General features: G+C 69.0%; 20 protein-coding genes. 8 read left to right on the top strand and 12 right to left on the bottom strand.

Features of this window, described 5'->3' with window-relative positions; translation table 11 throughout:
- Positions 1 to 28: 28 nt before the first annotated feature.
- Both budA and alsS read right to left on the bottom strand, forming a co-directional pair.
- Complete coding sequence (budA, locus tag A5701_RS08920; protein WP_067751364.1) at positions 29 to 826, bottom strand: acetolactate decarboxylase; 798 nt, start codon at positions 824 to 826, stop codon at positions 29 to 31.
- A 5-nt stretch (positions 827 to 831) separates the two neighbouring features.
- Positions 832 to 2,514 (bottom strand): acetolactate synthase AlsS, encoded by a 1,683-nt coding sequence (gene alsS, locus A5701_RS08915; protein WP_067751361.1) that lies wholly within the window; start codon positions 2,512 to 2,514, stop codon positions 832 to 834.
- An 88-nt stretch (positions 2,515 to 2,602) separates the two neighbouring features.
- Here alsS and A5701_RS08910 point away from each other — a divergent pair, with 88 nt between their 5' ends.
- Both A5701_RS08910 and A5701_RS08905 read left to right on the top strand, forming a co-directional pair.
- Complete coding sequence (locus tag A5701_RS08910) at positions 2,603 to 3,772, top strand: aromatic ring-hydroxylating dioxygenase subunit alpha (RefSeq protein ID WP_067751358.1); 1,170 nt, start codon at positions 2,603 to 2,605, stop codon at positions 3,770 to 3,772.
- Positions 3,773 to 3,810: 38 nt separating this feature from the next.
- A complete protein-coding gene (locus A5701_RS08905) occupies positions 3,811 to 4,443 on the top strand; it encodes a TetR/AcrR family transcriptional regulator (RefSeq protein ID WP_067751356.1) in 633 nt (210 codons plus the stop codon).
- A gap of 79 nt (positions 4,444 to 4,522) precedes the next feature.
- Here A5701_RS08905 and A5701_RS08900 read toward each other — a convergent pair whose 3' ends face one another.
- The 3 genes from A5701_RS08900 to A5701_RS08890 all read right to left on the bottom strand — a co-directional run bounded on the left by A5701_RS08900 (position 4,523) and on the right by A5701_RS08890 (position 8,571).
- Positions 4,523 to 5,710, bottom strand: coding sequence for an AAA family ATPase (locus A5701_RS08900; RefSeq protein WP_067751353.1), 1,188 nt, complete (start codon positions 5,708 to 5,710; stop codon positions 4,523 to 4,525).
- 32 nt (positions 5,711 to 5,742) lie between these two features.
- Positions 5,743 to 7,335 carry a Na+/H+ antiporter gene (locus A5701_RS08895; protein ID WP_067751427.1) on the bottom strand — a complete coding sequence of 531 codons (1,593 nt, stop codon included), beginning with the start codon at positions 7,333 to 7,335 and terminating at the stop codon, positions 5,743 to 5,745.
- A gap of 180 nt (positions 7,336 to 7,515) precedes the next feature.
- The gene (locus tag A5701_RS08890; protein WP_067751352.1) at positions 7,516 to 8,571 is read right to left on the bottom strand and encodes a DUF5685 family protein; all 1,056 of its coding nucleotides are present in this window, start codon (positions 8,569 to 8,571) and stop codon (positions 7,516 to 7,518) included.
- Positions 8,572 to 8,669: 98 nt separating this feature from the next.
- On the opposite strand from A5701_RS08890, the gene A5701_RS08885 reads away from it, so the two are divergent.
- On the top strand, positions 8,670 to 9,122 hold the full coding sequence (locus A5701_RS08885) for a protease inhibitor I42 family protein (protein ID WP_082950378.1): 453 nt from the start codon (positions 8,670 to 8,672) through the stop codon (positions 9,120 to 9,122).
- 52 nt (positions 9,123 to 9,174) lie between these two features.
- Complete coding sequence (locus A5701_RS08880; protein ID WP_156670007.1) at positions 9,175 to 9,654, top strand: hypothetical protein; 480 nt, start codon at positions 9,175 to 9,177, stop codon at positions 9,652 to 9,654.
- A 17-nt stretch (positions 9,655 to 9,671) separates the two neighbouring features.
- On the opposite strand, the gene A5701_RS08875 is transcribed toward A5701_RS08880, so the two are convergent.
- Positions 9,672 to 10,436, bottom strand: coding sequence for an SDR family oxidoreductase (locus A5701_RS08875; protein WP_067751350.1), 765 nt, complete (start codon positions 10,434 to 10,436; stop codon positions 9,672 to 9,674).
- A gap of 9 nt (positions 10,437 to 10,445) precedes the next feature.
- On the bottom strand, positions 10,446 to 10,874 hold the full coding sequence (locus A5701_RS08870; RefSeq protein WP_067751346.1) for a DUF1707 domain-containing protein: 429 nt from the start codon (positions 10,872 to 10,874) through the stop codon (positions 10,446 to 10,448).
- Between the two features lie 62 nt (positions 10,875 to 10,936).
- Between A5701_RS08870 and A5701_RS08865 the strand changes: the two genes are divergently transcribed.
- Positions 10,937 to 11,557 (top strand): TetR/AcrR family transcriptional regulator, encoded by a 621-nt coding sequence (locus A5701_RS08865; RefSeq protein WP_067751344.1) that lies wholly within the window; start codon positions 10,937 to 10,939, stop codon positions 11,555 to 11,557.
- On the opposite strand, the gene A5701_RS08860 is transcribed toward A5701_RS08865, so the two are convergent.
- On the bottom strand, positions 11,554 to 12,828 hold the full coding sequence (locus A5701_RS08860) for an alpha/beta hydrolase (protein ID WP_067751341.1): 1,275 nt from the start codon (positions 12,826 to 12,828) through the stop codon (positions 11,554 to 11,556). The two genes, A5701_RS08865 and A5701_RS08860, sit on opposite strands and share 4 nt — an antisense overlap.
- A gap of 108 nt (positions 12,829 to 12,936) precedes the next feature.
- Here A5701_RS08860 and A5701_RS08855 point away from each other — a divergent pair, with 108 nt between their 5' ends.
- On the top strand, positions 12,937 to 13,608 hold the full coding sequence (locus tag A5701_RS08855) for an esterase (protein ID WP_067751339.1): 672 nt from the start codon (positions 12,937 to 12,939) through the stop codon (positions 13,606 to 13,608).
- A gap of 6 nt (positions 13,609 to 13,614) precedes the next feature.
- Here A5701_RS08855 and fdxA read toward each other — a convergent pair whose 3' ends face one another.
- Positions 13,615 to 13,941, bottom strand: a complete 327-nt coding sequence (gene fdxA, locus A5701_RS08850) for a ferredoxin (protein ID WP_067751337.1) — start codon at positions 13,939 to 13,941, stop codon at positions 13,615 to 13,617.
- Between the two features lie 168 nt (positions 13,942 to 14,109).
- Here fdxA and A5701_RS08845 point away from each other — a divergent pair, with 168 nt between their 5' ends.
- Positions 14,110 to 15,045, top strand: a complete 936-nt coding sequence (locus tag A5701_RS08845) for a LysR family transcriptional regulator (protein ID WP_067751334.1) — start codon at positions 14,110 to 14,112, stop codon at positions 15,043 to 15,045.
- Between the two features lie 63 nt (positions 15,046 to 15,108).
- Here the strand turns inward: A5701_RS08845 and A5701_RS08840 are convergent, their stop codons facing one another.
- Genes A5701_RS08840 through A5701_RS08830 form a run of 3 tightly spaced genes read right to left on the bottom strand, consistent with a single transcriptional unit; the run spans position 15,109 to position 18,244 of the window.
- Positions 15,109 to 15,825, bottom strand: coding sequence for a sirohydrochlorin chelatase (locus A5701_RS08840; protein ID WP_067751331.1), 717 nt, complete (start codon positions 15,823 to 15,825; stop codon positions 15,109 to 15,111).
- A complete protein-coding gene (locus A5701_RS08835; protein WP_067751329.1) occupies positions 15,822 to 16,559 on the bottom strand; it encodes a phosphoadenylyl-sulfate reductase in 738 nt (245 codons plus the stop codon). The genes A5701_RS08840 and A5701_RS08835 overlap by 4 nt, the downstream gene beginning before the upstream one ends.
- Positions 16,560 to 16,576: 17 nt before the next feature.
- A complete protein-coding gene (locus A5701_RS08830; RefSeq protein WP_067751326.1) occupies positions 16,577 to 18,244 on the bottom strand; it encodes a nitrite/sulfite reductase in 1,668 nt (555 codons plus the stop codon).
- 252 nt (positions 18,245 to 18,496) lie between these two features.
- On the opposite strand from A5701_RS08830, the gene A5701_RS08825 reads away from it, so the two are divergent.
- Positions 18,497 to 19,135: a TIGR03085 family metal-binding protein gene (locus A5701_RS08825; RefSeq protein WP_067751323.1), complete on the top strand. Its 639-nt coding sequence runs from the start codon at positions 18,497 to 18,499 to the stop codon at positions 19,133 to 19,135.
- The last annotated feature ends 213 nt before the right edge of the window (positions 19,136 to 19,348 follow it).

The following is a 19,348-nucleotide window of genomic DNA, read 5'->3' as shown; positions in this document are numbered from 1 at the left end:
GAACAGTCCATGAATTCCGGCGTAGCGGCTACTGTGAGCCCCCTTTGGGGCCTTCGGCTTTGTTGATCCGCTCGGCGATGTCGGTGCCGGACAGCCGGGCGCCGAGGAAGTCACCGGAGGTGGGCAGGCTCAGATGCAGTTGCGACGCCCCGCTGACCGCGACGTCCCCATGCTCGAGCGTGAAATCGAGGATGTGCCCGCCGCCGGTGCGGTCACCGTTGAGGAAGTGCAGGTGATAGCCGGCGACCGAGATCCCCTGCTCGAAGTCGGGGGTGCGGAACCCGACCACCGTGCCCGGCACGTCCGTGAACACCTTCTCGGCCTGCTCCTCGGTGGCTTGGGTCAGCGGCGGGTAGGGCGGCTGCTGCGCCATCACCGTGCGGGTGTGCAGCTCGGCGAACTGCCCGGTGATCCGGACGGCGTAGATCAGGTTGGCGCTGGCGATCCGGCGGTCGATGGCGGCGATCACCTCCGTGCGCCCGGTGCGGGTCCGGATCGGGATCTCGAAATCGGTGTGAAACCGGGTGATCGCCGCGAACGGGCTGCGATCGGTCGGCGCGGCCCGGCCGGCGGTTCCGTCGGCGCGCAATCGGTAGCAGACGCCGTCGAGGATGACCATTTCGCCGTCGAGGTGATTGAAGGTGCCCAGCCCGAAGTCGCCGTGGCGCAGGATCTCGGCGACGGTGACGTCGCCGTCGTAGACACCCTCCAGCAGGGCACCGATCGTCGAGAACTGATAGACCTCGGCGTCGTCGGCGCGTTGGTGTGTGAGAAGCGTTGTCGCCCAGTGGCGGAAACGCTCGTAGGCACCCGAATGTGTGTCCATGATCCTTATTCGAAGGGGTCGTCGTGCAGCTGGGCGGCGAGATCGGTGTTGTGGCTGTAGTCGACGGGAACGTCGATCAGAGAGGGGCCGTCCTCGGCGAGCGCCTGGCGCAGGGTCGCGGTGAATTCGTCCAGCGTGGTAACCCGGTGGCCGCGGGCGCCGAAGGCCGCCGCGTAGGAGACGAGGTCGTAATCACCCAGTTGCACACCGGATTTGCGGCCGTACTTCAAGACTTCCTGGAAGCCGACCATGTCATAGGCGTTGTCCCGGAACACGATGTGGGTGAAGGTGAGCCCGAGATGGGCCGCGGTCGCGAGTTCCTGCGCCGAGAACAGGAATCCGCCGTCGCCGGAGACGGACACGACCGGAGTTCCGGGCCGCACCAGGCAGGCGGCCATGGCCCATGGCAGCGCGACGCCGAGGGTCTGTTGACCGTTGGAGAAGAGCAGACGCCGCGGCTCGTACCCGCGAAAATGACGGGCCAGGTAGATGTAGACGGAGCCGACGTCGCAGGTGACGGTGGCGGTGTCGTCGAGTTCCTCCCGCAGCCGCAGCATGACGGCGACGGGGTTGAGGCCGGGGCCCTCGGGCTCGGTGCCGCCCGCCGCGGTGTCGATGTCGCTCAACGCCTTTCGCTGCGTGGCGATCTCGCGCTGATAGGTGTCCGTCAGGGTCAGGCCGGCCAGCTTGTCGGTCAGCGAGGTGAGCGTCGCCGCGATATTGCCGAGCAACTCCGTGGCCGGCTGGTAGTGGTTGTCGATGTCGGCGGGGACCGAGTCGATGTGCACGACGGTGCGCGCGGCGTCGTCGTTCCACAGCACCGGGTCGTATTCGACCGAGTCGTATCCGACCGTGACCAGGACGTCGGCGTGGGCCAGGACGACGTCGCCGGGCTGGTTGCGGAACAGGCCCACCCGGCCCAAGAAGTTGTCCTCCAACGCGCGGGAGATCACGCCCGCGGCCTGGAAGGTCTCGACAACCGGCAGCCCGGTCGTGGCGATCAGGGCGCGCAGCGCCAGGCAGGTGTCGGGGTCGGCGCCGCGCATGCCGACCAGCAAAGCGGGTCGGCGCGCGGCGCGGATCAGCTCGCTCGCCTCGGCGATGGACGCGGCGGGGGCGGCGGCCAATTGGGGAATCGGCTGCCGGCCCGGGATGCTCGCCGTCGTCGGAGCGGCCAACACATCGGCCGGGAGAACGACCGCGGCCGCGCCGCGCGGTTCGCCGAGCGCGGCGCGAAACGCGCCGATGGTGGCCTCGGCGGCGTTGTCGGGGTCGTTGACCTCGCCGGTGAACTTGGTGACCGTCCTGAGCATGGCGGCCGCGTCCATGGACTGATGCGTGCGCTTGAGGCGATCCACGCGGCGCACCGCGCCGCACAGCGCCACCACCGGGTCCTGTTCGGTGTTGGCGGTCAACAGCCCCGTGGCCAGGTTGGTGGTGCCGGGGCCGGACGTCACCAGCACCACGCCCGGGATGCCGGTGAGGCGACCGATGGCCCCGGCCATGAAGGCGGCGTTCTGTTCGTGGCGGCACACCACCAGCCGAGGGCCGGAGTCGAGCAGCGCGTCGTAGACGGCGTCGATCTTCGCGCCCGGCACACCGAAGACGAACTGCACGCCCTGGGCCGACAGGACGTCGACGACCCGCTGCGCGCTGCGCACGGCATCACCGCGATTCGTGGGGGCCATCCATCCAGCCAAGCACGGGTCGCGGTGCGTTGCGACCTCTACGCGTGGGTTGACCATCCATGATCGCTTTGGTGTATGGTCCCCAGTTGTGACGATCGAGAGAGTGCGCCCGGCGGAGCTCAGCGAAGACCTGACACGGCGCGCCTTGCGGCTGGTGCTGACCAAGACGACCGACCTGGCCGCGGAAGTGCTGCGGGTGCCGCTGCATTACTACCGCGACGCCAAAGTCACCGACTTCGAGGAGTCGCAGATCCTGCGGCGGACCCCGCTGGCGATCTTGCCCAGCGTGCAGATCCCCGGCCCCAACGACTTCGAAGTCCGCTCGGTGCTGGGCACTTCGTTATTGGTGACCCGCGACCGCGCCGGGGTCAGCCGCGTGTTCCTCAACTATTGCCGCCACCGCGGCGCGATGCCGGCCTGCGGCGCGGGCAACGCCTCTCGTTTCACCTGCCCCTATCACGCGTGGACCTACCAGAACACGGGCGAATTGTTCAGCATCCCAGGCAAATCCGGCTTCACCGGCATGGACACCGACGATTATGGCCTGGTGGAGTTGCCGAGCCAGGAGGCCTACGGCTTCATCTGGGCGGTGCTCAGCGCCGACGCGTCCATCGACGTCGACGCGCATCTGGGACCGGTGGCTTCACAGCTGGCCGAACTCGACTACGGATCATTTGGGTATCACGCGCATCGCGAATTCACCTCCGAGGTGTCCTGGAAGGGGGCGTTGGAGGCGTTCGCGGAGGGCTACCACTTTCCCTTTGTCCACCGCGAGAGCCTGATTGGGCAAAACGCGCTGCCCAACGTCGCGATCTACGACGAGTACGGCAAGCACCACCGGCTCGGGTTTCCGTTCAACTGGATCGTCAACCTCGATGCCGATCCGAACGGTTCGTGGGACGTGCGGGACAACATGGGACTGATCTATTGGATCTACCCGAACCTGATCCTGGCCAACAGCAACGTCGGTGTGGAGGTCATCGACATTCTGCCGGCCGGGGCCCCGACCCGCTGCACCGTTCGACACAGCTGGCTGGCGCGCATCCCGGCCACGAGCGACGACCAGCGCAGCGGCTACGACATGATCTACGACGCGGTGCACGCGGCGGTGCGCGACGAGGACTTCGCGATGCTGCCGCAGTGCGGCGAGGGCGTGCGCCAGGGCCAACACGACCATATGATCATCGGCCGCAACGAGATCGGCGTGCAACACATGATCAAGGTGTTCGCGCAGGAGATTGGCGTCGCGCTGGGCTGAGTTCTCGTGCGACCATATTGAGCGTGAGGGCACCGTAGATGCGCAGACACGGCTGGGGCGGCGCATTGCCGTCGAGCGACGAGGAAGCCATTGCGCGAATCATCGCCGCGGCGAGCCGCGCGATACAGCAGTCGGGCGCGGACATCAAAATCAGCGATGTCGCGCGCGATCTCGGGGTCACCCGCCAAACCGTGTACCGCTATTTCCCGAGCACCGATGCGTTGCTGGTGGCGACGGCGTTGTCGGAAGCGGGTCCGTCCCTCGACCGGTTGGCGGCCCACCTGGAAGCCATTCACGACCCCGCCGAGTCGGTGGTCGAGGGTATCGCTCACACGTTGGAATTGCTTCCCCAGGACCAATACCTGGGGCTGCTGTTGACCTCCGAGAAGGCGGCGTCTTACTCGGCGAGCGTGACCTCCGATGTCGCGCTCTCGTTGGGGCGCTCGATCATCGACCGCTTCAACGTGGACTGGAACAGCGTCGGCATCACCGAGGACAGGCGCGACGGCCTGGTCGAATTCATGCTTCGGGTTCTGCAATCGTTCATCGTCGATCCCGGACGACCGCCGCGGTCCGGTGACGAGTTGCGCAACTACCTGCGCCAGTGGGTCGCACCCGCGATCACCCATTTTCAGCCCGCCGCGGATTCGAGTGTGCGCTCAGCACATTGAGGGTGCTCCCAGGGCGGCGACACGCCGTGCGACGCCGCCATAGGAGCACACTCGATCGGGGGCGGGGGCGTTTCGGCCGTTAGCGCTTGCCCCAGTCCCACGGCGGCGTGGTCAGCAGGCCCTGGCCGGCGACCCGCGTCTCGCCCCACTCCTTGTACAGCTCGATCTCGACGGCTCGGTCGTCCCCGTCGGCGTCGGCCACCGGCACGGTGTCCAGGAATTCGAGCAGCGCGCGGGAATGGGTGACCACCAGGACCTGCGTGCGCGTGGCGGCGGTGCGGATCAGCCCCGCGAGCGGACGCACCAGGTCGGGATGCAGCGAGGTCTCCGGTTCGTTGAGCACCATCAGCGACGGCGCCTGCGGGCTGGACAGCGCGGCGGCCCAGAGCAGGAATCGGATTGTGCCGTCGGATAATTCGGCCGAACGCAGCGGGCGCAGCATGCCGCGCTGCCGCAGCTGCAGGTCGAACAGCCCGTCGTGAACGGCGACCGACACCGTGGCGCCGTCGAACGCGTCGGCGACGGCGCGGCTCAGGTCGTCGAAGCCCGTCTCGATGATCGTCTGGATCGCGGCGGCCAGATCGCTGCCGTCATCGGAGAGCACCGGGGTGCGCGTGCCGACCTGCGGGTGTCGCGCCGGCGCCCCGGCGTCGACGCGGAAGCCGTCGTAGAACCGCCAGCCGCGCAGCCGTTCGCGCACGGCCGCGAGTTCGGGAAGCGCGTGCGGGTGGGCATATTCGGCCAGCACGCTGCGGTACGACGGCAACGAGCGGGACAGCTCGTCGAATCCGCGGCCGGACTCCGCGCTCATCTCGGCGAAGTCGCGGGTGCGGCGTACCAGCGTCGCACTGGCGCGCAGCACCGGTCCGGCGAACAACGCTTCCCGCTTGATCTCGGGATCGCGGCCGAACGCCGACTTGATTCCCGCCATCTGCGGGATGCCGAGGTCCACCAGATAGCCGAAATCGTCTGAGGCGAAGCCTAATTCGAGGGATACGGGCCGGGTGCGGACGGTGCCCTGGGCCTTGCCCGTCCGGCGGGCGCCCTTGAGCTCCTCGGGTCCGGCCCACAGCGCGGACTGCAGCCCGCCCTCGCGGGCGAGCGAGGCGATCACCTCCCCGCGGCCGCAGTCGGCCAGCAGCCGCAGCGCGCGGTACAACGACGACTTGCCTGCGCCGTTGGCGCCGGTGACCACCGACAGCCGCCCCAACGGCAGGATCACCTCGCGCAGCGAGCGGTAGCCGCGGATCGCCACCGTGTGCAACATGGGGCCGACTGTACGGTCGACGACCGACGGGCTTAAGCCTCGTCCGCCTCGTCGAGCAGTTGCACTTCCTCGAGGTCCATCTCGTTCTGCAGTTCGCGCAGCACGATGTCGTCGATGAGGTTCTGGTTGCGCAGCGCGGTGATCTCGCGTCGCTTCCGTTCGAGCACGCCGAGCCGCACCCGCCGGACCAGCTCCTTCTTCTTGACCAGGCGGTTGTTAGTCGAGCCGCCTTCGGTGGCCAGGGCGAGCGCGGCCCTTTCCTCGTATTCCTTCTGCAGCCGACGACGCAGGTCGTCGCTGATGCCGACCTCGTCGGCGACGGTGGGCAACGCGGTGAGCGCCGCCTGGACCCCCCGGGTTCGCGCCAGCTCCAATTCTTCGACGTACGCGACGTCGTCGGGCATCTTCGCCCAGCGGACCACGGCGGGCAGCGTGGTCCCTTGAACCAGGACGGTGGTCAGGATCACGACGACCACGATGAAGATGAGCAGGCTGCGGTCGGGGAAGGGCGCGCCGCTGAGGGTGGTCGTCGGCACGGCCAGCGCCGCCGCCAGCGACACGGCGCCGCGGAACCCGGCCCAGGCCGTGACGAAGCGCTGCCGCCAGCTGACCCGGCGCTCGCGCTGCGCCTCGCGACGGTCGATCAGTCGGATCAGCGCGACGGTGATCTCGCCCCAGAAGATTCGCGACAGGATCACCACGGCGGTGACCGCGAGCGCGATGAACAGGGCGTGGCGCACCCCGCCGTCCACGCCGACGATGCCGCGCAGCGCGTTCGGTATCTGGACGCCCACGAACACCCACAACGAGCCGTTGAGCAGGAACGTCGCGCTGTCCCAGAAGGCATACGCCTGCAAGCGCGACCGCGCCCGGATCACCACCGGTCCGGCGTAGGCGAGCACCAGGGCGGAGACCATGACGGCGACCACGCCGCTGCACTCCATGCTCTGCGCCAGCAGGAACGCCGCGAACGGCGTCAGCAGGCTCAGCGCCCCCTCCTCCTGCGGCGCGTCGATCCGCTTGCGCAGCAACGTCACCGCCCCGCCGACCAACAGCCCGGCGGCGATACCGCCCAGATAGGAGCCGACGAATCGGCCCACCAGGTCGATCGGGGTGATCGCCGCACCCCCGATCGCGACGTGGACCGTGACGGCGAACAGGACCAGGGCGGTGCCGTCGTTGATGAGGCTCTCGGCCTTGAGCACGGTCACCGAGCGGCGGGGCAACTTCTTCGCGAGGCCGGCCACCGCGGCGGCGTCGGTGGGGGAGAGCACGGCGCCCAGGACGGCGGCCGCGTGGGAATCCATGCCGAGCGCCCGCGCCGTCCACGACACCGCGACGGCCGTCGCGATCACCAGGCCGACACTGAGGAACACGATGATGCGCGCGTTGGCGCGGATCTCGCGGAAGCTGGTGTTCAGGCCCTCCCAGTACAGGATCGCCGGCAGGAACAGCAACAGCACGATCTCGCCGTTGACGTGCACGTGCGCGAAGCTGGGGATCAGACCCAGCAACGTGCCGAGCACGATGAGCAGCACCGGGGGGCCAACGCGGTAGCGCCGGCCCAGGACCGTCCCGACGATGACGGTGGAGACGAGAGCAACGATCAGGACGAGGCCAAACACCAACCCATCCTGCCGGACATGATCGGATTGCGCGGCTTGGGGTTTGGCCGGCGCCGCGGTCAGCCCGCTGGGTGGGCGGTCTCACCGGTCACACGCACACCCCGTCGCGGGCATCTGGTGACTCTCGAAAGTGATAGCGCCGGCGATATCAAATTCGAGAAGCGCTCACTGGTTGCAGGCTCAGGTGCAGTCGCAGCAGCAGTCGTCGCAGTCGCAGCAGCAATCGCAGCCCTCGCAGCAGCACCAGCAGCCGGTTCCGTCGCCGCGCCGCGACTTGCGCCCGGGGTTCGGCGTTCCCTCCTCGGCGCCGGGCTCGATCGGCTGGTCGCCGAAGTTGATGGGCTCCTGCTGGCCGCGCGGCGTTCCGCTCTTGGCCGTGAAACCGGCCTGGGCGAAGGTGCGCTTGATCGCGCGGCGGACCTCGTTGGTCAACAGCCGATCGACCAGCCGCCCGTCGGTGAACGACACGTCGGCCAGCGCCAGCTCGATGCCCAGCACCGCGTCGTCGCACAGGGCGCGCGCCGCCGCCACGGGAGTTGCGGTCGCCGCCAACGGGTTCCACTTCCCGCGAGCCACGTCGTCGCGGTAATCCTCGACCGCGTCCAACAGGTGCGCCACCCGGCCGAACAGCCGCCCAACCTCGCGCAACGGCGCCGCGTTGTGCGGGCGGCCGGCCAGCACGGCGGTATGCGCGAACGCCTCGGCGACGGCGGTCTCGGTGGGCTCGGTCACCAGCAGCAGCGAGCTGCCCGGACGGGCCTGGGCTTCGAGCGCCGCCTGGCGGTCCATCGCGGCGACCAGCACGCCGGTGTCGAAGCCCAGGGTGTGACCGGTGTCGGTGCCCTGGCGCACCCAGCGCTCGGCGATGCGGCGCGCCGCAGGCCGCAACCCGGCCACGCCGACCATGCCGTCGCGGTCGTCGACGTGGTCACGGACCCGGGCCGCCGCCAGCGCCAGCGACACCACGGCGGCCAGTCGCACGCAGTCGCCGGTGGCCACGTCCGCGCGCCGCATGCCGCGCAGCGGGCACGGCCCGGCGGTGCGGCGGCCCGGCTGCCCCGGGGACTGCGCCTCGACCAGCAATGAGACCACCAGCCCGTCGTAGTTGGTGGCGATGCGGGCGGCCTGGCCGTAATCGTCGCGCAGCGCCAGACACAATCCGCACAATTGGGCTGTCCAGGCGGCCGCCAGCTCGCCGCCGAGCCGGTGACGGCAGGGCCGGATGATGCCAAACATGCCCAGAAGCTACCGGACCCACAGCAAACGCGCGATCGAAACGCCGAGCGTGGGATGGTCTGGTGGGCGGCGGCGCGGCGACGGGGCTCCAGGACATAATGGGCTCGATGACTGTCGGGAAGATCAAGCTCTTGGTGACCGTCGCGATGCTCGTTTCGCCGATGCTGGTGGGCTGCCACTTCGCGTCCAGGAACCCGCCGTCGACCAAGACGCTTGAGGTGCCCATGAACGAGGTGCTCACGCAGAGCGTCGTCACGCAGAGCATCACCCTGACCGTCGGCAACACGCTGGTCGTGAAGCTGGGCTCGAACTACACCACCCCGTACCGGTGGGCGCCGGAGATGAAGATCGGCGACCCGGGCGTCCTCAAGCAGGAGAGCCACCAGTTCGTGCCGCCGAGCTCCGACGCGCTCGGAGCCCCCGGCACCGAGGTGTGGAAATTCACGGCGTTGAAGCCGGGGACCACCACGATCGGCACCGCCTACACCAGCTTCGTCGGCAAGGACACGCAACCGTCGTGCACCTACACGGCCAACGTCACGGTGCAGTAAACGCTCTGGCAAACCAATGCGAGCGCGCCGCGCTCGGGCTACGGTCTTGGACGTGTTCGGCTTTCTTCGCAACTTGTCCGAGATCGGCAAACTGCCCGCACCGCTGCGCGATGAACTCGAAGCCGAGGGGATGATCTTCAGCGCGGGCAAAGTCGGGGTGAACCGGCACTTCGGTGGCCACGTGCCGGGCGTCTATTCGGCCTCGGGAGTGTCCCGCTACACGGGCGCGTTCGCGTTCACCACCGCGCGGATCCTTGCCACGCTTCCCACCCGCGGGGACGCCAACCTGCGGTCGATCGATTGCCCGTGGGACACCAGCAAGGGGCCGGCCAGGGCGACGATCACCGGCAAGGGCATGAAGCTCGAAATCGACTTGCACGGCGTCGATCCCGCCTTCAGCGGGTCGATGAAGCTCAACTACCGCAAGTCGATCCCGGACGAGGTGCTGGAAAAGCTGCCGACCACGACGCTGCGCTTCCCGGTGCAGCCGGTGTTCGTGTACCGGGCGGTCGGCGTGCGCCCCAAGGTATAGCGGCTCAACGGTTTTCGCTACGCCGCGGCGGGCCGCAGCATGCGCCCGCTGACGAGCGCCGACACCCAGCCGGGCATCAACCGCGATCCGGTGGTCATCGCCCGATAGCGCCAACCGGGCACGACGACGGCGCGGCCCCGGTCCAGCGCGCGCAGCCCGGCGGCCACGACCGGTTCGGGCGCCGCGAGCCGGCGATAGATCGCGGTGTGCGAGACGTCCGAGCCCAGCGCGTCGACGAAGCCGGTGCGGGTCGGTCCGGGGCACAGCGCGGTGACCGTGACGCCCGATCCACGGGTCTCCGCCCACAGCGCCTGGCTCAGCGACAAGACGAACGCCTTCGACGCGCCGTAGGTGGCCTGATACGGCCCGGGCTGAAAGGCGATGGTGGACGCCACATTCAGGATGCCGCCCCGGCGGCGGGCCAGCATGCCGGGCAGCACCGCGTGGGTCAGCCGCACCAACGCGTCGACGTTGACCGCCACCAGCTCATGCTCGCGCCCGGCGTCGACCTCCGCGAACGGGCCGTACGTGCCGAAGCCCGCGTTGTTGACCAACACGTCGATCTCTCGCCCCGCTAGCCGGGCCACCAGGGCGTCGACGCCGGCCGGGGTGCTGAGGTCGCCGACGACCAGCTCGACCTGCTGCCCGACGCGCTGCGCCACCGCGTTCAGCCGGGCTTCGTCGCGCCCGGCGAGCACCAAAGACATGCCGCGCTGCGCCAGCTGGTCGGCGAAAATTGCGCCCAACCCGGAGCTGGCGCCGGTGATGACTGCCAGTGACATGGCAACCCCTTACTTCGCAACGGTTTTCACGGCGGGGCGGATGCCCAAGGCGTGGCTGACGAGTCCGATGCCGGCGCCCAGGATGGGCCAGATCGGCCAGAAGTACGTGGCGTCCGTGGTCGCGGCGACGGCCGCCCACACGGTGAGCACGACGACGGTCATCAGGAGGTAGCCGGCGAGGTGAATGCGCACGCTGCGGCGCGCCGCCTCGACGCGGGCGGCGCGGCGGCGTGGGTCGGCGCGCCGGATCCGCTCGAGCGGCAGGTCGGCGAGGAGCTCCCGGAGCTCGCCGGTGGTGTGCGTACCGAACACGGCCTGCACCCGCTGCTCGTACTCGCCCAGATCGAGGTAGCCCTGCGCGAGCGCCTGGCCCAGGCGCGCGGCCGCCCTCTCCCGGTCGTGGTCGCCGGCGCGGGGGGCCATGAGTTGCTGGTCCATTTCGTCCCCTTCCTTCGGATGTGAATAGCCTTAACATAGTCCCTAATGTTAATCTCGTCAACATGGCACGTGAGCGAAAATCGCCGACCGGTTCGAAGCGCCGGGACAGCTACCACCACGGCGACCTGAAACGGGCGCTGACCAGCGCCGCGCTGTCGCTGGTGGCGGAGAAGGGGCCGAAGGGTTTCACGCTGACCGAAGCGGCGCGGCGCGCCGGCGTCAGCGCCGCCGCGCCGTACCGGCACTTCGCGGACAAGGCCGCGCTGCTGGCCACGGTGGCCGAGCAGGGCTTTCGCGACCTGCACGCCGCACTGGCCGCGGCCGCGTCCACCGACGAGCCCAAGGATCGGGTGATCGAGCTCGGCCGTGCCTACGTGCGCTGGGCCGTCGCGCACCCGGACCACTACCGGGTGATGTTCGGCGCCGAGCTGTCGAAGGCCGACCACCCCGACCTCGCCATCGCCGGCGAGCAGGCGTTCGCGGACCTACTCGACGCGATCGCGGCGTGCCAGCATGCGGGTGTCGTCGGCGGTCAGGACCCGCGCGAACTCGCCGCGCCGCTGTGGTCGCTGGTGCACGGCGTCGCGTCGCTGGCGATCGGTGGCGAGCTGGTCAGCGTCGGCATCGCGCAGCAGCCGGAGGACGTCATCGCCGGCGTCGTGGCCCAAATGCTCGGCGGCTAGGCCACATTGGCCTGGCGGCGCGTCGCGTACACCTCGGCGAGAAATTGCTCGACGGCGACCGCGGTGTGCACCGCGCGTGCCGAACCGAAGATGTCGAAAGCGTGCTGGGTGAACGGCAATTCGGCGTACACCACCGGCTGGGTGCTCACCTTGCGCAGTCGCTCGACGAACGCACGCGCCTGCTCGACCGGCACCAGCGAGTCGTTGCGGCCGTGCAGGACGAAGAACGGGGGAGCGTCGGCGGAAACGTGGTTGACCGGTGAAGCGGTGACGAACGGCTGCATGTTGGTCGACGGCCGTTGCTTGACAACGGATTTGACCAACAGCGCCGGCATCATCGGATGCATCGCGTCGTTGAACCGGGTGAAATCGTAGACGCCGTAGAACGGCACGGCCGCCTGGACCCGGGTGTCGGCGTCCTCGAAGCCGGGCTGAAATTCGGCGAAGTTGGGCGTGAGGGCGGCCAGCGACGAGAGGTGGCCGCCGGCCGAACCGCCGGTGATGGCGATGAATTCGGGATCGCCGCCGTACTCGGCGATGTGCGCCTTGACCCACGCCAGGGCGCGTTTGACGTCGACGATGTGGGCGGGCCAGGTGTTGCGCGGGCTGTGCCGGTAGTTGATCGACACACAGATCCAGCCCAACTCCGCGAGGTGGCTCATCAACGGATGAGCTTGTCCGCGTTTGTTTCCCGTCGTCCAGGCGCCGCCCGGGATCTGGAAGAGCACCGGGGCCTTGCCGGTGGGGTCCAGATCGGGACGGCGCCAGATGTCCAGGTAGTTGGCGCTGCCGTATTCGCCGTAGCTGATGTTGGAGTCGTGGGCGTAGTCGCGATAGATGCGCATCATCCGCAGCAGGCCCGGCGTCTTGGCGGTGCCACCGCCAGCCGGCCGGCGCCACAGATCACCCGATTCGGTGAGACGAGACGCGCCAAGGCCCTCGTCCAGCGCCTCGGTCAGCGGAATGTTGGCCTTGTGCCCGGCGCGGCTGAAGTTCAGCAGGCCGAGCGCGGACACGGCCGCCACCGTCCACGCCGCGAATCGCACCGGCCGGGTGAGGCGTCGGGCCGTCAACGCCAAGCCCCCGAGCTGACTGACGAGCGTTTGCAGCGGCAACTCGGTGACGACCACGCCGAACATGAACGAGAAGAGCGAGGCGTATCCGCTGCGCGCCAACGGCCGGTAGGCGTTGAGCGTGGACACCGCGGTCACCGCCGTGACGATCAACGAGCCGATCTGCCGGATGACATGCATGATTCGAGCTGTCCGCATGGGCTCACCTTACGAGGTGGGGTTTTGGGATCGGTAGGCACGCGTACGGTGCCTACTTACCGCACAAGACCGCTGCGTCGAGCGGCGACGGACGGAACGGACCCGGCGATGACCATGACCCTGAAGGCGTCGCTGGCGGCGGCCGCCTGCGCCGTGACCGCCCTCTCGTCCGCCGGGACGGCCGGCGCCCAATCCGCCTGCGCCGACGTCGGCGGAACCGTCGACGCGGCGCAGATCTGCCGGGGCCACATCGTGACGACCACCTACACGCTCGACTTGAGCTTTCCCGTCGGCTATCCCGACCAGGCGCCCCTCGCCGACTACGTGACCCACACCCGAGACGAATGGGCCGACGACGCCAAGGCGCATCCGCCCGGCGACCGGCCGCCCTACCTGCTGACCATCACCGGGACCGCCTTCCGGTCCGGTGCGCTTACTTCCGGCACCCAGACCGTGGTGCTGGACATGAACCAGGACCTCGGCGCCCACCCGGTGACGTCGTACAAGGCCTTCACCTACGACCTCGGCAAGCGCGCGCCCATCACCTTCGACACGCTGTTCAAGCCGGGCGCCAACCCGTTGGCCGTGCTAAACCCGATCGTCCGGCGCGAGCTCGGCCCGCTTCCGTTCGGCGACCCCGGGGTGGACGCGTACCAGAACTTCGCGCTCACCGACGACGCCGTGATCTTCTTCTTCAGCCAGGGGCAGGTGCTCGCGCAGGTCGACGGACCCCAACGGCTCTCGGTGCCGCGTACCGAACTCGCGTCGTTGCTCGCGTGAGGCGGCCTAGGTGGCTTCGGCCCGGCTCTCGAGGTTCTTGACCGCGGCGGGGTCGTTCTCGGTCAGCCCGACCTTGGCCGCGCCGCCGGGGGAGCCGAGCTCGGTGAAGAAGTCCGCGTTGATCTGGGTGTACTCGCCGTATTCGGCGGGCACGTCGTCCTCGTAGTAGATCGACTCAACCGGGCACACCGGCTCGCACGCGCCGCAGTCCACACACTCGTCGGGGTGGATGTAGAGCATCCGCGCGCCCTCGTAGATGCAGTCGACGGGACATTCCTCGATGCACGCCTTGTCCTTGATGTCGACGCACGGTTCGGCGATCACATAGGCCACGAGCGTTGTCCTTCCTTGTCTGGCTGGCTAATTTAGCGCGGCCGATGCGCTACCGGCCAGGGTCATCCGTTCCATCGTTCTCGTCCCGACCGGGCGAGAGTAGGGCACGCGGCGTTGTGGAGTCACAAGCTATCGTTGTGTCACACGAATTGATTGTGATGTGATGCCATGCCGCTCAGCCCCCGGATGCCCGAGCTCGCCTCGTTCGAGGTGTTTCTGGCGATCGCCGAAACCGGCAGCCTGGGCCGCGCCGCGCGCGAACTCGGGCTGACGCAGCAGGCCATTTCGCGGCGGCTCGCGTCGATGGAGGCCCAGATCGGGGTCACGCTGGCGGTGCGCACGACCCGCGGTTCGCAGCTGACGCCCGCGGGCCTGATCGTCGCCGACTGGGCGAGTCGGTTGCTCGAGGTCGCCACCGAGATCGACGCGGGCATGGGCTCGCTGCGCAAGGAGGGCCGCGAGCGGGTCCGGGTGGCGGCCAGTCAGACGATCTCCGAACAGCTGATGCCGCACTGGCTGCTGTCGCTGCAGACCGAGGCGACGCGGCGCGGCGGCTCCGCGCCCCAGGTGATTCTGACGGCCACCAACAGCGAGCACGCCATCGCCGCGGTCCGCGACGGCAGCGTCGATCTCGGATTCGTCGAAAATCCCGGCACGCCAACGGGTCTGGGTACCTGCGTGGTGGGCCAGGACGAGTTGGTGATCGTGGTGCCACCGGGCCACAAGTGGACGCGGCGGGCGGTGTCCGCCCGCGAAGTCGCGGAGACCCCGCTCGTTGCGCGCGAACCGCATTCGGGCATCCGGGATTCGCTGACGGTGGCCTTGCGCCGGGTGCTGGGCGAGGACATGGAACAGGCTCCACCGGTGCTGGAGCTGACGTCGGCCGCCGCGATGCGCGCGGCCGTGCTCGCCGGGGCGGGACCCGCGGCGATGAGCCGGCTTGCGGTGGCCGACGACCTGGCCGTCGGGCGGCTGAACGCGGTCACGATCCCGAAGTTGGACCTGCGACGGAAGTTTCGCGCCATCTGGGTGGGCGGGCGCACGCCGCCGGCGGGGGCGGTCCGAGACATGTTGAGCCACATCGTCAGCCGGGTTAGGGCATAGGGTTTGCCGCCAACGTCGAGTCGTCGTGGGAATTCGCGGCGTATCCCCGCAACAAGTCGACGTTCAGGCGGCGGCGTCGGCTGCCAGCGCCTCGTCGTAGCGGTCGAGCACCGTCTCGGCGACCAGGCGGTGCGCGCCCAGGGGTGCGGCCATCGGAATACCGTTGTCCCGCGCGAAGGTTGAGACGCCGTCGGTGAGCAGCCCCGGCGCCAGGAACCAGGGCGCGATCACGAGCCGGCGCGCGCCGCGGCGACGCAGGTGGGCGGCGGCTTGGTGCACCGACGCCTCGGGCCGGGTTGCGAACGCCGTCGTCGCCCCGGCCCACCGAGTGCCGACCGCCAGCCTGGACGCGACCTTCGCGGTGCGCACGTTCGCCGCGGCGTTGGACGAGCCGATCGCGACGACCATGACGCCGAGGTCGTCGTCAGCCGCGGATACCCCGACCTCGGTGAGGCGTTCGCGCAGCACGGAAACCAGCCGCCCGTCCTCGCCGAGCACGCCGGCCTGCCGGACGCCGTGGGCCCCGGCTTCGGCGATCTGCTTGGGGATGTCCAGGCGCGCGTGGTAGGCGCTGGCCAGCAGGAACGGGGTGACCACCGCGTGGCGGCTGTCCGGGAGGGCGGCCAGCACGTCGACGAAATTGGGTTCGTTGAGCTCGAGGAACGCCAGCCGCACGTCCAGGTCGGGCCGCATGCCCGCCAGCCGGTCGGCCAGCGCCCGCGCGTTCGCGCCCGAGCGCGGGTCACGGCTACCGTGGGCGGTGAGTACGAGCGTGCTCATGAGGCGTGTAACCCGCATTCGATCTTGTTTCGTCCCCGCCAGCGCCCGCTGCGAGGATCGTCACCCTCGGCCGGCTTGCTGGTGCAGGGTGCGCAGCCGATCGACGGGTAGCCCTCCTCGACCAGCGGGTTGACCAGAACGTTGTGGCGCTCGACGTAGTCCTGCACGTCCTCGTCGGTCCAGGCCGCGATCGGGTTGACCTTGATGAGCTTGAACGACTCGTCGAAGCTGATCAGCGGGGCGTTGGCGCGGGTGGCGGCCTCCGCCCGGCGCAACCCGCTCACCCACGCGGCGTAGCCGCGCAGCGCGCGCCGCAGCGGGAGAACCTTACGCAGGCGGCAGCATTCGTTGGGGTCGCGGGCGAACAGGTCCTTGCCCAGCAGCTCGTCCTGCACGGCGACCGTGTGTTCGGGCGTGACGTTGAGCAGGTGAATGTCGTAGACGGACTCGACCGCGTCGCGGGTGCCGATGGTTTCGGCGAAGTGGTAGCCGGTGTCCAGGAACAGCACCGGCACGCCCGGCCGGACATCGGACGCGAGCGAAACCACCACGGCGTCTTGCATATTGGCGGCCACCACGTATTTGCAGTTGGCCCCGTCGCGGGGGCCGTCGACGCCGCCGAAGTGTTCGTCGGTCCAGCGCAGGATGTCGGTGGCATCGGCGTCCGCCATTTCCGCCGTGCCGCGTTCGGCCAGTTTGCGCAGCTGGTCTTCGGTGAATTTCATCGCGACCATGGCGTGGTCCTCAACTCCTATCGCAGGTCGGCCTCGTCGGCGCGCAGGGCCCACGACGCGAAGCGCTCACCGCCGTCGCGCTGCTCGAGGAACTTGCGGGTCACCCGGTCGATGTAGTGGCCGAGCTCGTCACTGGTCACCTTGTGCTGGCGCAACTTTCGGCCGAACCCGCTGGCCTCGCCGAGGCCGCCGCCCAGGTGAACCTGGAAGCCCTCGACGGAGTTGCCCTGGCCGTCGTCGATCCACTGGCCCTTGAAGCCGATGTCGGCGACCTGGATGCGCGCGCACGAGTTCGGGCACCCGTTGAGGTGGACGCTGATCGGCACGTCGAGCCTGGGGTCGACGTCGGCCAGGCGCTGTTCCAGCTCGGGCACCAAAGTCTGTGTGCGCACTCGGGTTTCGGCGAAGGACAGTTTGCAGAACTCGATGCCGGTGCAGGCCATGGTGTTCTTGCGCCACGCGGAGGGCCGCGACGGCAGGCCTAGCGCGTCCAGCGCGGCGACCGTCTCGTCGACCAAGGCGTCGGGCACGTCGAGGATGACCAGCTTCTGGAACGGGGTCAGCCGGGCGCGGTCGGAGCCGACCTTTTGCATCAGGTCGGCCACCGCCGACAGCGTCGCGCCGGAGACCCGGCCAGCGATCGGGGCGACGCCAATGGCGTTGAGCCCGTTCTTGATCTTCTGCACGCCGACGTGGTCGATGGTTTGCGTGACCGGTGCGGGGGCCGGGCCGTCGATGAGCCGCCGGTGGAGGTATTCGGTTTCGAGGACCTCGCGGAACTTTTCGACGCCCCAGTCCTTGATCAGGAACTTCAGCCGCGCCTTCGCGCGCATCCGCCGGTAGCCGTAGTCGCGGAACAGCCGGGTCACGGCCTCCCAGACGTCGGGCACCTCGTCGAGCGGGATCCACACCCCGACCCGCTGGGCCAGCATCGGGTTGGTCGACAATCCGCCGCCCACCCACAGATCCAGGCCGGGGCCGTGCTCGGGGTGGTCGACGCCGACGAACGCGACGTCGTGGGTCTCGTGGGAGACGTCTTGCAGGCCGGACACCGCGGTCTTGTACTTGCGCGGCAGGTTCGCGTACTCGGGGTTGTTCAGAGAACGCCGGACGATCTCATCGATCGCGGGCGTCGGATCGAGCACCTCGTCGAGCGAATCGCCGGCCAGCGGCGAACCGTGGATGCCGCGCGGGCAGTCGCCGCAGGCTTCCGTCGTCTGCAGCCCCACTTCGTCCAGGCGACGCCAGATCTCGGGGACGTCCTCGATGCGGATCCAGTGCAGCTGCAGGTTTTCCCGGTCGCTGATGTCGGCGGTGTCGCGGGCGAATTCGGTCGAGATCTGGCCGAGGACGCGCATCGAGTGCGCCGTCAACGGCTTGCCGTCGGTGCGGACCCGCATCATGAAGTACTTGGCTTCGATCTTGTCGGTGTTGTCGTCGCCGGTCCAGCTGCCGTCGTAACCCTGCTCGCGTTGGGTGTACAGGCCCATCCAGCGGAAGCGCCCGCGCAGGTCGGAGTGGTCGATGCTGTCGAAGCCCTGCTTGGCGTAGACGTTGACGATGCGGTCGCGCACGTTCAGCGGTGCGTCGTCGTTCTTGATCTTCTCGGTGTCGTTGAGCGGTTCGCGGTCACCCAGCGCCCACTGGCCCTCGCTGCGGGTCTTGGCGGGACGTGCTGCGGTCATTGGTGTCTCCTTCGCGGTGCCGGACGGCTTAGGGCTGCTGTCCGCGGCATCGACGCGATGATGTTGTCAGTCAGAGGTGAGCGCGGGCGCTCCGTTGCGCCCACGTCTCATGGCTTCATACTGCCGGGGTCAGGCATAGGGGAGTAGAGGTCGCGCCGTTGTGAGGGCACAACCGTTGGTTGTGTGCGCGGGTTCACTGATCGATGTTGTCAGGCAATGGGTTTTGTCGGTCCAGCCGTACAATTCGCCTGCATGGGCGGTGTTTCGCTCGAGGGTCTTGAACGTGGGGCGCTGTGCGATCTTTTCGGCGAATTGGGCCCTTCCGTGCCCACGCTGCTCCAGGGTTGGACCGCTCACGATCTCGCCGCCCATTTGGTGTTGCGGGAGCGCGATGTCGTCGCGGGGCCGTGCCTCGTGTTGCCCGGCCCGTTCCAGCGGTTCGCCGAGCGGCGCCGGAAGGTGTTGGTGCGACGGGATTTCGGTTGGCTCGTCGCGCGGATCCGGTCCGGTCCGCCGGCCGGGTTCTTCCGCATCGGATGGGTTCGCGCGCTAGCGAACCTCAACGAGTTCTTCGTCCATCACGAGGATGTCCGCCGGGCCAACGGACTGCCGCCGCGTCAGTTGACGGCGGACATGGACGCCGCGTTGTGGCGCAACGTTCGGCGCGGGGGGCGGTATCTGAGTCGGCGGCTCGGGGGCTTCGGCCTTGAGGTTGCCTGGGCCGGTTCCGGCGAGCAGGTGACCGTCCGAGCGGGTGTGCCGGCATTGCTCAGCGGTCAACCGGGTGAGCTGCTGCTGTATCTCTTCGGCCGGCAGTCCGCGGCGCAGGTGGAGTTGAGTGGACCGCCGGATGCCGTCGCGGCCGTGCGTGCCGCCCACTTCGGGATGTGAGGCGGACCGCGTCGTCACACGCGCCACACCCGTCCCTGGAAGCGGAGGCGTCCAAAGTGCCCGCCTCGTAGCGACAACGGGCGGGCGTGGGGCGCCGCCGGATGGGCCGACGGACCGAATGGGCGGTTGTCGCTATGAGGCGGGCACTTTGGCTAATCCCTCGAAATCGCGGGGAAGTCCGCGCGATCGCCCGGGGAAGCGCGCGATCGCCCG

Origin of the sequence: Mycobacterium sp. E3305 (genome assembly GCF_001666785.1) — a bacterium.
Taxonomy (GTDB): domain Bacteria; phylum Actinomycetota; class Actinomycetes; order Mycobacteriales; family Mycobacteriaceae; genus Mycobacterium.
The sequence above is the reverse complement of the archived record's forward strand: the minus strand, read 5'-3'. Positions and strand labels throughout refer to the sequence as shown.

Bases quoted from the DNA above. Each gene is read 5' to 3' on its own strand.
- budA (WP_067751364.1), bottom strand. From the start codon at position 826: ATGGACACACATTCGGGTGCCTACGAGCGTTTCCGCCACTGGGCGACA.
- alsS (WP_067751361.1), bottom strand. From the start codon at position 2,514: ATGGCCCCCACGAATCGCGGTGATGCCGTGCGCAGCGCGCAGCGGGTC.
- A5701_RS08905 (WP_067751356.1), top strand. From the start codon at position 3,811: ATGCGCAGACACGGCTGGGGCGGCGCATTGCCGTCGAGCGACGAGGAA.
- A5701_RS08900 (WP_067751353.1), bottom strand. From the start codon at position 5,710: ATGTTGCACACGGTGGCGATCCGCGGCTACCGCTCGCTGCGCGAGGTG.
- A5701_RS08890 (WP_067751352.1), bottom strand. From the start codon at position 8,571: ATGTTTGGCATCATCCGGCCCTGCCGTCACCGGCTCGGCGGCGAGCTG.
- A5701_RS08885 (WP_082950378.1), top strand. From the start codon at position 8,670: ATGGGCTCGATGACTGTCGGGAAGATCAAGCTCTTGGTGACCGTCGCG.
- A5701_RS08875 (WP_067751350.1), bottom strand. From the start codon at position 10,436: ATGTCACTGGCAGTCATCACCGGCGCCAGCTCCGGGTTGGGCGCAATT.
- A5701_RS08870 (WP_067751346.1), bottom strand. From the start codon at position 10,874: ATGGACCAGCAACTCATGGCCCCCCGCGCCGGCGACCACGACCGGGAG.
- A5701_RS08865 (WP_067751344.1), top strand. From the start codon at position 10,937: ATGGCACGTGAGCGAAAATCGCCGACCGGTTCGAAGCGCCGGGACAGC.
- A5701_RS08860 (WP_067751341.1), bottom strand. From the start codon at position 12,828: ATGCGGACAGCTCGAATCATGCATGTCATCCGGCAGATCGGCTCGTTG.
- A5701_RS08855 (WP_067751339.1), top strand. From the start codon at position 12,937: ATGACCATGACCCTGAAGGCGTCGCTGGCGGCGGCCGCCTGCGCCGTG.
- A5701_RS08845 (WP_067751334.1), top strand. From the start codon at position 14,110: ATGCCGCTCAGCCCCCGGATGCCCGAGCTCGCCTCGTTCGAGGTGTTT.
- A5701_RS08840 (WP_067751331.1), bottom strand. From the start codon at position 15,825: ATGAGCACGCTCGTACTCACCGCCCACGGTAGCCGTGACCCGCGCTCG.
- A5701_RS08835 (WP_067751329.1), bottom strand. From the start codon at position 16,559: ATGGTCGCGATGAAATTCACCGAAGACCAGCTGCGCAAACTGGCCGAA.
- A5701_RS08830 (WP_067751326.1), bottom strand. From the start codon at position 18,244: ATGACCGCAGCACGTCCCGCCAAGACCCGCAGCGAGGGCCAGTGGGCG.
- A5701_RS08825 (WP_067751323.1), top strand. From the start codon at position 18,497: ATGGGCGGTGTTTCGCTCGAGGGTCTTGAACGTGGGGCGCTGTGCGAT.